The 12,619-nt window shown below is 68.5% G+C and carries 9 protein-coding genes and 4 pseudogenes; 8 read left to right on the top strand and 5 right to left on the bottom strand.

The window, feature by feature from the left end; translation table 11 throughout:
• The first annotated feature begins 8 nt into the window (after nt 1-8).
• The 6 genes and pseudogenes from QRX50_RS34885 (at nt 9) to QRX50_RS34865 (ending at nt 3,902) form a co-directional block, all read left to right on the top strand.
• Nucleotides 9-485 carry a (2Fe-2S)-binding protein gene (locus tag QRX50_RS34885; RefSeq protein WP_285967364.1) on the top strand — a complete coding sequence of 159 codons (477 nt, stop codon included), beginning with the start codon at nt 9-11 and terminating at the stop codon, nt 483-485.
• Between the two features lie 216 nt (nt 486-701).
• Entirely contained in the window at nt 702-1,835 is a 1,134-nt protein-coding gene (locus QRX50_RS34880; RefSeq protein ID WP_285974499.1) for an IS701 family transposase, read from the top strand.
• 51 nt (nt 1,836-1,886) lie between these two features.
• Complete coding sequence (locus QRX50_RS34875; protein ID WP_285967363.1) at nt 1,887-2,456, top strand: transposase; 570 nt, start codon at nt 1,887-1,889, stop codon at nt 2,454-2,456.
• 4 nt (nt 2,457-2,460) lie between these two features.
• Nucleotides 2,461-2,566: pseudogene (locus QRX50_RS50465) on the top strand (IS5/IS1182 family transposase); the annotation flags it as partial.
• A gap of 66 nt (nt 2,567-2,632) precedes the next feature.
• A pseudogene (locus tag QRX50_RS34870) lies at nt 2,633-2,992 on the top strand (type I glutamate--ammonia ligase); the annotation flags it as partial.
• A gap of 217 nt (nt 2,993-3,209) precedes the next feature.
• On the top strand, nt 3,210-3,902 hold the full coding sequence (locus QRX50_RS34865) for a gamma carbonic anhydrase family protein (protein ID WP_285967362.1): 693 nt from the start codon (nt 3,210-3,212) through the stop codon (nt 3,900-3,902).
• Between the two features lie 1,241 nt (nt 3,903-5,143).
• Here QRX50_RS34865 and QRX50_RS49925 read toward each other — a convergent pair.
• The 4 genes and pseudogenes from QRX50_RS49925 to QRX50_RS49920 form a co-directional block, all read right to left on the bottom strand.
• A pseudogene (locus tag QRX50_RS49925) lies at nt 5,144-5,244 on the bottom strand (DUF1684 domain-containing protein); the annotation flags it as partial.
• A complete protein-coding gene (locus tag QRX50_RS34860; protein ID WP_285967361.1) occupies nt 5,207-5,467 on the bottom strand; it encodes a hypothetical protein in 261 nt (86 codons plus the stop codon). The gene QRX50_RS34860 and the pseudogene QRX50_RS49925, both read right to left, overlap by 38 nt.
• A gap of 69 nt (nt 5,468-5,536) precedes the next feature.
• The gene (locus QRX50_RS34855) at nt 5,537-5,716 is read right to left on the bottom strand and encodes a hypothetical protein (protein ID WP_285967360.1); all 180 of its coding nucleotides are present in this window, start codon (nt 5,714-5,716) and stop codon (nt 5,537-5,539) included.
• Nucleotides 5,717-6,447: 731 nt separating this feature from the next.
• Nucleotides 6,448-6,543 (bottom strand): hypothetical protein, encoded by a 96-nt coding sequence (locus QRX50_RS49920; RefSeq protein WP_353074179.1) that lies wholly within the window; start codon nt 6,541-6,543, stop codon nt 6,448-6,450.
• Nucleotides 6,544-7,100: 557 nt separating this feature from the next.
• On the opposite strand from QRX50_RS49920, the pseudogene QRX50_RS34850 reads away from it, so the two are divergent.
• Both QRX50_RS34850 and QRX50_RS34845 read left to right on the top strand, forming a co-directional pair.
• Nucleotides 7,101-7,811, top strand: a pseudogene (locus QRX50_RS34850) (transposase family protein); the annotation flags it as partial.
• Between the two features lie 740 nt (nt 7,812-8,551).
• Nucleotides 8,552-11,224 carry a glycosyl hydrolase family 65 domain-containing protein gene (locus QRX50_RS34845; protein WP_285974647.1) on the top strand — a complete coding sequence of 891 codons (2,673 nt, stop codon included), beginning with the start codon at nt 8,552-8,554 and terminating at the stop codon, nt 11,222-11,224.
• 208 nt (nt 11,225-11,432) lie between these two features.
• Here QRX50_RS34845 and QRX50_RS34840 read toward each other — a convergent pair whose 3' ends face one another.
• Nucleotides 11,433-11,636, bottom strand: a complete 204-nt coding sequence (locus QRX50_RS34840) for a helix-turn-helix domain-containing protein (protein WP_285974646.1) — start codon at nt 11,634-11,636, stop codon at nt 11,433-11,435.
• Between the last annotated feature and the right edge of the window lie 983 nt (nt 11,637-12,619).

The raw sequence follows: 12,619 nt of genomic DNA, 5'->3' as shown, positions 1-12,619 counted from the left end.
AGTTCTCCGTGCCACAACACACCTTCAAGCTCAACGGTGAGCAGGTCACGGTGGAAGCCGAGGACACTGAACGGCTCCTGTGGGTGCTGCGCGACCGCCTCGGCGTGAAGGGCCCGAAGTACGGCTGTGGGCTCGACGTCTGCAAGGCGTGCACGAGCCACATCAACGGCAAGGCATTCAACCCATGCTCGGTGCCCGTTTCGAAAATCGCGCCCACCGACGAGGTCACGACAATCGAAGGCCTGCCCGCCACCGTGGGCAAGGACCTGCACCCGATGCAGGAAGCGTGGCTGCAGCAGGACGTCGCCCAGTGCGGCTACTGCCAGCCGGGGCAGATCATGGCCGCGGTGGCCAAGGTCCGCCAGGCCCGCGCCGCCGGCCGCGACCTCACCGACGACGACCTCGACGACATCCGCAACATCTGCCGCTGCGGCACTTACGCCCGCATCCGTGAGGCCATTGTGGAGGGTGCGAAGAACATGTGAGCGCGGCTCGCGGGACGCCCTCACACCATGGCTCCGCTGGGGAGAAGCCACGCGAACGCCGCTGATGCCCGCGCGGTGGGCGGTAAAGCCAACGGCGATCGACAGTCGTTCGCGACCTACGTCGACGGCGCGAAGAGGTGGTGATCATCCGCGAGGGGCGATCACCACCTCCTAGTACTGCAACGGCAGTTGCTGGCGTTGTGGTAGATCATCGTGGTGGTGGTCGATGTGGTGATGGATCAGCTGGGTCGGGTGCATGAGCGGATCTCTGGCCGGTTCGCGCGGTCGGAGCCGCGGGCTCGGGCGCGGGAGTATGTGTCCGGGTTGGTCGCTGGTTTGGAGCGGAAGAATGGGTGGACGCTGGCCGAGCAGGCCGGTGAGATGTCGCCGGATGGGATGCAGCGGCTGCTGCGCTGGGCGGACTGGGACATCGACGGCGTCCGCGATGACGTTCGCGACTACGTCATCGAGCACCTCGGCGAGCCCGGTGGCGTGCTGATCGTGGACGACACCGGGTTCCTGAAGAAAGGCGTCCGCTCGGCCGGTGTGCAGCGGCAGTATTCGGGAACGGCGGGCCGGATCGAGAACTGCCAGATCGGCACGTTCCTGGCCTATGCCGGTGCTCGCGGGCATGCGCTGATCGATCGGGAGCTGTATCTGCCCGAGCCCTGGATCGCGGACCGGGATCGGTGCCGGCGGGCGGGGATCCCGGAAGGGGCCGAGTTCGAGACCAAGCCGCGCCAGGCCATGGCGATGTTGGCCCGGGCCTTCGCCGCGCAGGTGCCGTTCGCCTGGGTCACCGCCGATGAGGCCTACGGGCAGGTCAAGTACCTGCGGCTGTGGCTGGAAGCCCACGACGCCGCACACGTGCTGGCCACCAAGGTCAACGACACCCTGGTCACCACCGGCGGCACCGAGACCCGCGCCGACGAGCTGATCGCGGACCTGCCAGCCAGGGCGTGGCGGCGGTTGTCGGTCGGGGCCGGGGCGCACGGGCCACGGGAGTACGACTGGGCGCGGGTACCGATCCGGATCGGCTGGCAGCCCGGGCGCGGGCACTGGCTGCTCGCCCGCCGCAAGGTCACCGATCCGACGGAGATCGCCTACTACGTCTGCTACGGACCCCGCCGCTCGACGCTGCTGGACCTGGCCTGGATCGCCGGGACTCGCTGGCGGATCGAGGAATGCTTCCAGCAGGCCAAAAACGAAGCCGGACTCGATCAGTATCAGGTCCGGTCTTGGCGAGCGTGGTATGCCCACATCACCCTGTCCATGCTCGCCCACGCCTGGCTCGCCGTCTCCCGATCCCTTGTCACAAAAGGGGAACCGGAGCCGACGAGCCGGGCATGATCGGATTCACGCTACCGGAGATCCGGCGCCTGCTTACCAAGCTGGTCTTGCGTGTCGCCGACGCCGCCAACCACGTCTGGGCCTGGTCCCGCTTCCGCCGCCGACGACAACACCAAGCCCGGCTCAGCCACTACAAACGACGCGGCTACCCACTCGCCTAACTGCCGTTGCAGTACTAGGGCGTGTCTGGCAAAGGCTGCGCTGTGTTGCTGGGATGCTGCCGGTCGTGTCGCGGTTCAGTTGTTGTCAGACGATCAGTGGGCGTTAGTCGAGGATTTGTTGCCAGTCCGTGCTGGTAGACAAGGTCGGCCGTTCTCGGATGCCAGGTCGATGGTCGAGGGAATCATCTACCGCTATCGGTGCGGCATCGCGTGGCGCGATGTGCCGGCGGTGTTCGGTTCGTGGCGGAGGATCTGGACCTGGCACCGCCGGACGGCCGGGAACGACACCTGGGACACGGTGCTGCAGCGGCTGTTGGCCGCGGCAGATGCGGCGGGGCTGGTGGAGTGGGCGGTGTCGGTCGGCTCCACCATCGCGCGGGCACATCAGCACGCCACCAACTTCACCGGCTCCACAGGGGGCTGGGTCGAACTACACGGATCTGCACCGCGAGCCGCCTGACCACGCGATCGGCCGCTCCCGTGGCGGGCTGGAGCACGAAAATCCACCATCTGGTCGACGGGAACGGCCGACCGCTGGTGGCGTTGGTCGGGCCCGGACAGGCCGGGGACGCACCGATGTTCCCACACCTGATGCGGCACCTGCGGATCGTCCGTGTCGGACGCGGCCGGGCTCGTACTAAGGCCAAGCGCATCGAGTTCCGCTGCCCCGACTCCTCCGGCAACCCCTACCTCGCGTTCGCCGCGATGGTGATGGCCGGGCTCGACGGGATCCGCAACAAGATCGAGCCCGCGGCACCGATCGACAAGGACCTCTACGAACTCCCACCCGAGGAAGCGCGCGATGTCGCCCAAGTTCCAGGATCACTCGAGGCCGTGATCGACCGGTTGGAAACCGACCACGAGTTCCTCCTCAAAGGTGACGTGTTCACCCCGGACGTGATCGAGACCTGGGTCGACTTCAAGCGAGAGCACGAGATCGACCCACTGCGGCTGCGCCCGCACCCGTACGAGTTCGCGTTGTACTACGACGTGTGAGAGCTGACGAAGCTGACTACTCACGGCCGCTGGGCAACCGCGTTCTGGAGGTGAGCTCGGCTGTCCGTGAGTGAGGTGCGTCCTCGATCCACCTCGAGCGCCGCCGTACGGCCTGGCCTCGGCTGAACGTCGGGCGTAGCGTCGGCCTGTGGTGCGGGTCCGGCGCGGCAGCGCCGCTGCCGCCGATACCGATCTTGCCTACTGATCGGAGGCCGCGATGACCTTTCCCGAGGACTACCTGCATCCGGTGGGGCGCGGCGCGGTCTTCATCGAACACCAGCATCGGCACCCGCGGGTCGACAGGTCCGCGTATATCGCCCCGACAGCCGTGCTGTGCGGGGATGTCACCGTCGGGCCGCACAGCCGGGTCCTCTTCGGCGCCGTACTCACCGCGGAGGGCGGGCCGGTCGAGATCGGCGCCCACTGCGTGATCATGGAACACGCCGTGCTGCGCGGTTCCCGGCGTCATCCGGTTCGGCTCGGTGATCACGTCCTGGTCGGGCCCAACGCCCACCTCAGTGGGTGCATCATCGACGGCGATGCGCGAGTCGCGACCGGAGCGATGATCTACAACGGCGCCCGCATCGGGTCTGGCGCCGATGTCGAGTTCGGGGCCGTGGTGCATGTGAACACCGTGATACCGCCGGGAACGGCGGTACCGATCGGCTGGTTCGCCGGTGGTGATCCGGTGCAGCTGGTCCCACCGCAGCAGTGGGATCGCATCGCCTCGGTGATGGAACCGCTCAACTACCCGGGCACCGTCTTCGGTGTGACGGAGGCGCCGAGTGAGCCGGTGATCACCCGGATCGCGCAACGCTACGCGCGGGCGCTCGCGCTGCACCGCTACGACGAGAACGTCACCCCGGAACTGCTCGACGAGGCCGACCGCGAGCGGAGGGACCGGGTGTGACCCCCCGCGGCCGGCGTCCGGGCGCCGTGGGGGCTGCCGCTCGGCCGCCGACGGGTGACGCGGTCGCCTGCCGCTCAGCTGCCTGACGTCCCGGCTGACGGGTTCTTCGCCACCAGCGCCCGCCGGACGGGCGTGCCGTACACCGTAGTTTGGATTCGACCTGAGGACACGTGTTTGCCGAAGAAATCGTTGACCCTGTTGGCAGTCCGGGGATCACGAGGGGTTTGCGACCCAGCGCGCGAATCGCGACGCGCACGACCCGGCTTGCGGCGCAGGGTTGAGGTGCGGCCGTAGAAGGCGAACCGCAACCCGGGGCTCGGCCGTGGCGGGGGACAGGCGCGGGTTTGCCTGCAGGTGGTCATCCAGTGCTCGAGCAAGTCCAGCGGCTGCCGGGGGGACACCGCTGACCCAGTGGGTTGTCGGGGTGGGATCACGATGAACGGATGCGCTGGTCGTGGGTGCATGACGGTGAGGTGGAAACGTCCGCCCGAACAGCGCAGTTCAGGTAGCGACGGGCTCTGACGTATAACGGGCTATTCTCCAGCGTTCTGGGGCTTCGTGAACTCGACCCGCTGACCTGCCGCGATCGAGAACGCACTGGTCGGCGGATGTGGTCGGCGGGAGTTGAGCGCTGCTGGTCACGTGCCTGTGCCGGAAGTTCGAACTCGGGCCGGGCGGCGTGCTTCTCGGACTAAGCCGGAACGTCCTTGATCACTGATGCCCGGGTTCGTCGCTGCGGCGTGTCGGTGAGGGCACGTAGGTTCCAGGGTTCGCCTGTCGGCGCGGATCTTCCTCCGGGTGCGCGCACCGGTTCCCGTCCTGTTGGGGTGGCCGGTTTGGCCGGCCCCGCCAACGACACTGCTTCAAGCCTGCCGAGCCGCGCGTCAGCGTCGCGGCTTCCGTGCTGCCTGGTATTCCTGTCCGCGCTCGTCCGACTGTTTGTGGACGACGTCGGGTGCTTCCGGTGCCGGCCACACGGAAAGCAGGTAGTTCTCAACGGGTTCCTGGACGTTGAGGTGGGAGGCGATGTCGCGGCCGCGGGCGTGCGCGCGTAGCCGGTAGGTGCCGGGTCCCGCGTGGGCCAGGTCGGGGAACTCCGGAGGGGGATCGCCCGCCAGGTCGTGGGCGATGAGTTCTCCGCACTCCGACTCGACCCGAGACTTCGGCGACGTCGTCCCAGTCGTCGAGGTCGACCGCGGCCGGGATCATTCGAACGGTTCAGTTCTGGCGTTCAAAGGAATCTATTCGCCCGCGGTCACCGGGAACGGCAGGGGGTTGCGGGCCGGCGGGGGCAGGTAGCGAAGTCAGTGAACGCGCAGGGCAGGTTTGGTGGTGTCGAGAACGTTCTTTTGCAGCAACAAGGACGATTTCAAGGCAGCGTTGTCACCACCGGCACCGACCCGGCCCATCGATCGTCCTCGCCGGCGGGATGCCCGGTGATGTCGGTCAGCAACTTCATGTTCGAGCGCCGGTGGTGAAGTCCAGCGGGTCAGGTCGTCGCGCAACGGCGGACGCTTTGCGAGAAGGTCCTTCTTCGTGGCGTGCTGAGAAAAGATCTGCTGCATCGAGCAAATCCGCCGCTTCGAGGACACGCTCTGGGTCGGGTTTTCGTGTTCGCGCAAGGGGCCGGTAGCTCACGGTTGTTGATCCGTGAGGTTGAGCGTGGACCAGAACAGGACGGCGACGACGAGCAGGAACGCATCTGCGAGGCCGGAGGTGCCTGCGACGAGCACGACCGCGAGCACGAGGGGGATGAGCACGGCTTCGCGACGCGAAATCGCCAACTGGCCTGATGGAGTCTGCTGGGAGGACACGGGATCTCCTGTGGGCGGGCGGCTGCTGCGGATGGGTGTGGCGGGGGCCACTGCGGCGGCTGGGCTTGCGCATGGTTCGCTGGGTCTGCAGCAGAGGGATCGGCGGCGACGCGGGCTGGTGGCGTCGATGGGTCGTTCGTGAGCTCGGAAGGGGCCTTGGACGGTGGCGGCCGTCGGCTCAGACCTTGGTGCGGCAGGTCATTCCGGCGTCCGGGAGCACCAAGCCGGACGACGCACGTCCGTCGGGCGGCGCAGGGGGCCACGCGAACGCCACGCGCTTAACCGGTTTCGGCACCCGAGGACGGCACAGGATGCGCAGCCACCCATAGCGGCCGTCCAGACGGTGCCCGGTGCTCACTCTCGAGGGCATTCGAGCAACATCCCCTGTTCGTGCTCCTTCGTTGCCGCGAAGCCACTGAACAGGCTCGTGGCGACCCTGTTCATGCACTGCCACAGCCGCATCGGGAACGGCTGGGTAGCGGCGGTCATACGCTGCGGCAGCAGCCCGCGCGGTACCAGGCGTGCCGGCTTTCGGACGACGTAGAAGGCGTCCGCCGGTTTGTCTCGCCGCACGCCTTGCAATTCTGCGCACAGGCACCGCCGAAGCCTCGGGATCGATCTCAGGGTGCGCCTCGCTGTCGACGTCGGCGCACCACGCGCGCGAGACCTCGGCGGGGCGTCCCGACACACTCCTTGGCGGCGGTCACGGGGCGCAGTCGAGGAGCGTGCGCTTAGGTGCGAGGTGGACCGTTCGCGCGGTCGTGCGAGCCGAGCTTGCGGAGAGTGTTGGTGATGTGCGCCTTGGTCGTCTCGGTGGATACGCACAGGGCGCGTGCGATCGCAGGATCGGAACAGGCCGTCGGCGACGAGCTTCAACACCTCACGTTCCCGCGCCCCCACGTGCTCAGCAACCTCGTCCTGCGGCGCCGCTCTGAGCGGGGCCACCCGGTAATGCTGAATACGGTAAAGCCTGTCCGGCTCGGTCGCCTGGGCGACGCGGTCGAGCCTCGCGCGCACGGTCTCACGCGCGGCGGCGGTCACGAGCAGTACAGCGATGTAGTCGTGCCGCCGTGCGGTCGGCAGTGACGAGGATTTCGTTTCAGGCTCTACAGTCATGGCGATCTCCTGATCTCGGTGGCTTTGCGGCAGTGGGTGGCGGCCCACAGGTCGAGCTGCTCGTGCTCGGGCAACTGACGCGGTCATGGTCGGCTTTTCGGCAGCAAGCGAACGCAGTGGGTGAGGCGGCGCCCACTGCGCGCGTTACGGAATCACCTCGGCGTCGCCGGGCCAGACTCGGAGCACCCGATCGGCACGGTCGGCGAGCTCGTCGGTTGCCTGGTGCGCGGCGGGCCGGCAGGGCGGGCCACACAGGGTGTCCACTTGAGGTCGCACAGGTATCGCAGCACGCGCAATGTGTTGTTCGCGTCCGGGAACACACGAGGGGCGTCCGACCAGTGGAGGTGCCGTACAGGCCTGGCTCAGCGCCGAGCTGGGTGTGCCGACCCGGACGGTGTCGCGGGTGCTGGCCCGCCCCCCGGGTTCCGCGGCTGGCCGCACTGGACCCGATCACCGGACTGCTGATCCGCGCCGGCACCACCACGGCGGTGCGGTATGAGCGGGAACGGCCCGGCGAGCTGGTCCACATGGACGTCAAGAGGATCGGCCGCATCCCCGACGACGGCGGCTGGCGAGCCTACGGCCGGGCCCAGCGGGAAGCCCCCCGCGACCGCAGCGTCAAGATCGGGTTTGACGACGTCCACTCCCTGGTCGACGACCACAGCCGGCTGGCCCACTCCGAAATCCGCCCGGAGGAGAAGGGCCCAACCTGCGCCGGCTTCCTGGACCGCGCGATCACCTACTTCGCACATCACGGCATCACCCGCATCGAACGGCCGATGACCGACAACGCCTGGGCCCATCGCTGTTCCCTGCGCGAGATCGGCGCCGAGCACGGCATCCGGCAGAAGTTCATCAAGCCCCATTGCTCCTGGCAGAACGGGCAAGCCGAACTCGACCGCACCCTGCAAACCGATGGGCCTGCCGGCAACCCTTCACCAGCAACACCCAACGCACCGCGGCCCCTGCACCCTGGCTCCATGACCGCAGTGGCCGCTGCGCTCACTGAGCTTGACGAGGAGCTGTCTCGTCACGCAGCGGGTATGGTCCTGTTGGAGCGGTTGGCCAGCTCAAAGCTTTCGCTCGCTCATCGCGGCTGAACAGCTACGGCCGCCTGTGACTGATGAATGTCGAGGTAGAACGCTCGGACCAAGCCCAGAACGCTCAGGTGGTCGCTGCGGGGCCGCACCGTGGCGTCGCCGAGTTCGACCTCGCGGTGGCGTTCTTTTCAGGCTCGGACGACGTCGTCAGGCAAGCGTGAATCTCGTTGCTGCCGAAGTCGTTGTTGCGTGGCATCGGCAGCGCTCGCCCTGCGGCCGGCGACCTGGTCCGGACCTTGGCCGATGGACAGCGCGAGGCTGCGGCGCGGATCTGGCACGCGTCGGCGCGCGAGCTGGTGACTCCAGGTCCCCCCGTCGGCACAACCTTGCTCTTTACCAACTCTCTTCCCGCCTATATGTTGTTGCCCGCAACATATAGGCCGTGGTGGGTATCGGAATATGGCCAGGCCGCTCAGCGAGCGGTCGGCTTGTCTCGCCGCCGGGCATTCCGTCGCGAGGAGGTGCCGTTTCGATGAAGATGCACGGCGAGGCCACGAGAGCCGGCAGAACGAGGCTTCGCGCCTCGCGCCGCGGGCGGGCGTGGGGCCGTCTCCGCTCCGGCGGGCTCAGGGGCAGGGCTGGCTTCCTGCTGGCGGTCGGTGGTCTGCTACTGGGCTTGGTGACGGTGCCGGCCTCGGCCGCCCCGGTGCCGGGGCCGGGGCCGGGCGGCGGTGGCGACGGCTGGGTGCTGAGCACGGGAGACACGGCGAAGAACTACTCGCCGACGTTCGTCGGCAACGGCTACCTCGCCGCGCGGGTGCCCGCGGCGGGCCACGGGTACAGCACCATGCCCATCGTCACCCAGTCCGAGCTCGCCGGCTTCTACGGCGCGCCCGCGGCGGGGCAGGAGGAGCGAGCGAGCCTGCCGGCCTGGACCACGCTCGGGTTCGGCCGCGGCGGCGACGTCTACGGGATCGAGGGTTGGTCCTGCGGGTTCGGCCAGTTGTGCCCGGCCGCGTACGGGAAGGTTTCCGGGGGCGCGTTCCTCGAGTCCTCCCACCCCGGCTCGATCGTCGGGAGCTACTTGGCCGGCCTGAACAGCAACGACACCCCGACAGTCGGCGGCGGCGGCGTCATCCCGATCCGGAACGCGCCGGCCGGCCCGGCGACGCTGGCCGTGCGGTACGGCAACGGCAGCGGCAGCCCGCAGACCATCCACATCGGCGTGAACGGCACGCTCCGGCAACTGTCCGTGCCCAGCCTGGCCAGCTGGGACGACTGGGCGGTGGTGACCGTGCCGGTGACGTTGAACGCGGGCGCGAACACCCTCGAGGTCACCGTCACCGAGGGGGACACCGCGCGGGTGAACATCGACTACCTCGCGCTGTATCCGGACGGCGCACAGCCACCGACGCAGATCGCCCCGGCCACGGTCGGCACCACCACGAAGTACCGGCAGTCGATGGACCTGCGCACCGGTGTGCTGACCACGTCGTTCGACTGGACCTCGCCCGCGGGCGATACGACCAGCCTCGCCTACGAGGTCAACGCCAACCGCGCGGACGGCCACCTGGGCACGGTGAGCGTGCAGGCCGTTCCGCACTGGAGCGGACCGGCCACCGTCGTCGACGAGTTCGACGGCAGGGGCCTGGACCACGCCTCGACGACGGACCCGCGCGTGGACGGCAAGACCGCGACACTGTCGCAGACCGTCGTGAGCAACGGGAACCTGGTCACCGCCGGGCTGAACTCGGTACTGCGCGTCGGCGGGAAGACGGTGCCGACCCAGGCGATCGCCGACCCGGGTGACGGCGGTGCCGGACAGCGAGCGACTTTCCCGGTCCGCGCCGGAGAGCCGTTGCGGATCACCAAGTACGTTGGCGTCGCCTCCAGCGTCGACACCGACCGGCCGCTCGCAGCCGCGTCTCCGCAGCAGGCCGCCGCGAAGACCGCGGCCCACGCCGCCGCGGACGGCTATCAGCGCGCGCTGGCACGCAACCGCGATGCCTGGTCACGCCTGTGGCAGTCGAGCATCTCGATTCCGGGTGACCCCACCATGACCGCGCAGGTCCACGCGTCGATGTTCTACCTGCTCGCGAGCGTGCGCGCCGGCGTCGTCTGGAGCGCCAGCCCTGGCGGTCTGTCCTCGGACGGCTACAGCGGTCACGTGTTCTGGGACACGGAGACGTGGATGTACCCGGCACTGCTCGCCCAGTACCCCGACATCGCCGCCGACGCGAACACCTACCGGCAGCAGCGCCTGCCGGCGGCTCAGGCCGCCGCCGCGGCACTGTCCACTCCGGACCACCCGATCAAGGGCGCTAAGTTCCCGTGGCAGAGCGCGCTGACCGGCAAGGAGACAACCCCGGACTGGTCCCCCGACGGCAAGCAGGAAATCCACATCAACTCCGACATCGCCTTGGCGCAGTGGCAGTACTACGAAGCGTCCGGTGACAAGACCTGGCTGCGGGACAAGGCCTGGCCCGTGCTGCAGGGCATCGCCGACTACTGGGCCACACGTGCCGTCCCCGACCCGGCCGGCGGTTACGCCATCAGGGATGTCAAAGGTCCGGACGAGTACCACGACAACGTCGACAACAGCGTGACCACCAACGCCGGAGCGCAAGCCTCGCTGCGCATCGCGATCCGCGCCGCGGGCATCCTCGGCCGGGCCGCCGATCCGGCCTGGCGCAAGGTCGCCGACGGCCTGAAGATCCCGGTCGACACCACGACGAACATCCATCCCGAGTTCGACGGGTACTCCGGGCAGACGATCAAACAGGCCGACGTCACGCTGTTGCAGTACCCGTTGGCGGTGCCGATGTCGCCTGGCCTCGCCCAGAACGACCTCGACTACTACCAGCAGCGCACCGACCTCGACGGCCCGTCCATGACGGACGCGATCGTCACGATCGCCGGTGCGGCCCTCGGGTCGCGGGGCTGCGACGTCTACACCTCCCTGCGCAAGAGCGCGGACCCGTACCTGGCGGCGCCGTTCGACCAGTGGTACGAGACCCGCACCGGCGGAGCGTTCGACTTCACCACCGGCCAGGGCGGCTATCTGCAGGAGTTCCTCTACGGGTTCACCGGGCTGCGCTGGGGAACCGACGCCGTCACCGTCGATCCCTTCCTGCCGCCGCAACTGCCGGGTGTCGACCTCGCCGGGATCAAGTGGCACGGCCGCTCGTTCGACCTGTCCGTCGGCGCGCGAACGACGAAACTGACCCTGCGCTCCGGCCCGCCGCTCCCGGTCCGGGTCGGCAGCGATGACGTGCGCCAGGTCAGGTCCGGGGCCGTGCTGCAGGTGCCCACAAGGCACCCGGCAGGCGACGCCACGAACTGCGGCTCCTGACCAGCACCCTCGGCCGGACTCCCCAGGGACTCCGGCCGAGGGTGCAGCAGCCTGGACCCTCGGCCGGCTGCGACTCGAGATACCCGCGCAAGCGTTGAGCGGACCCCGTTCGCCTTCGCGTCCGCCACTCCAGGGCTGAGCGCACATCGGCTCGACGACCGGGTCGCGGTGGCGCTGCTTGGAAGTGAAGTGACGAGGCCGGAGCGCGTCACGGGTTCGCGGTGAGGAAGTCCGAGCCGTAGACCTCGAGGCAGTGCAGGGCGAGTTCGACGTACATCCGGCGCTGGTCGATGGGGTGGCCGAGGAGTACTTCGGCCTGGTGGATCCGGTGACGAACGGTGTTGCGGTGCAGGCGCAGCTCCCGACCGGTCGCGTCCGCGTTGCCCGCATTCGCTCGCCAGCGGATCGCCACCTTCAGCAACTTCGAAGTCGAGACGTCGACGTTTGAAGAGTGGGACGACCGCGGCCGACGCTTCGATGCCCTCGTGGCTGCGTCGTCGTGACACTGGGCCGACCCCGTTGATTGGCTGGCAGCGAGCGTACGACGTGCTTTTTCCGTCGTCGTCCGTAGGCCGGGATAGCCGGAAGTTTACGCAGAGACCGCCGATCTCCACGAACGGTTCTGTCCCGGGAACCCTGGCTGGGGTCATCCGCCGCTGGAGGACGACGTGCGCACCACCAACGAGGGTTGGGTCTGGGCGACGATCCCGGAGAATTGTCCGGTCCAACGATCGTGCGCTGGTACCCCAGCGTTCATTGGTTCAACGGGGACGGATTTGCCACCTCCTCCGCTCGACGTCGCTGTATCGGAGGCTCGACCGCGACGTCCGCGAGCCCCTGCTCGACGCCATCGCCGAGCGCATCCGCAAGCGGATGGGCGCCCGAGTATCACGCCATTAGCTGAGCGTCCTCCGTGTCGGACAGCGAGCCGAATGAAGCCGGGGCCCGATCTTCGAACCACCTGCTGCGGCCTAGCCAGCAGATGGAGAGGGCTCTTTCGCCTGCTGGGTGCCGAGGGCGAGCGAGCCGAAGTCCGGCATGTCGAGGCTGACCCCATTGGATCGGCGGGCAGCCTCGGCATCGAACTGCGCGAGCTTGTACCTCCGACGCCTACGACGCCTGGCACGGCGGGGTGACCGTTCGACTGCGTCCAGCGATTGACGCCTGACGTTGGTCGTTCTGCGCTGGGGTGAAGGATCGGGTTGATCCCGACGAGCATTGCGGTCAATTGGCCGACGCCGCAGCGCATCTACTCATCAGAGTCCCGCGCCGGCGCCTCGCATTCCCGCACCGCGGAGAGCCGGGTGCGTCGGCGGGCTCCGGTGAGGAGCATCAGGGCAAGAAGGCCGGTGACGTCTGCGTTGTCGGTCGGAGCCGGCCGGCCCGTCTGCCGAC

Source organism: Amycolatopsis sp. 2-15 (assembly GCF_030285625.1).
Taxonomy (GTDB): Bacteria; Actinomycetota; Actinomycetes; order Mycobacteriales; family Pseudonocardiaceae; genus Amycolatopsis; species Amycolatopsis carbonis.
This window is presented reverse-complemented; position numbering and strand designations above follow the sequence as displayed.

Coding starts and splice junctions, on each gene's coding strand:
- QRX50_RS34865 (WP_285967362.1), top strand. CDS start 3,210: ATGACCTTTCCCGAGGACTACCTGCATCCGGTGGGGCGCGGCGCGGTC.
- QRX50_RS34860 (WP_285967361.1), bottom strand. CDS start 5,467: ATGCAGCAGATCTTTTCTCAGCACGCCACGAAGAAGGACCTTCTCGCA.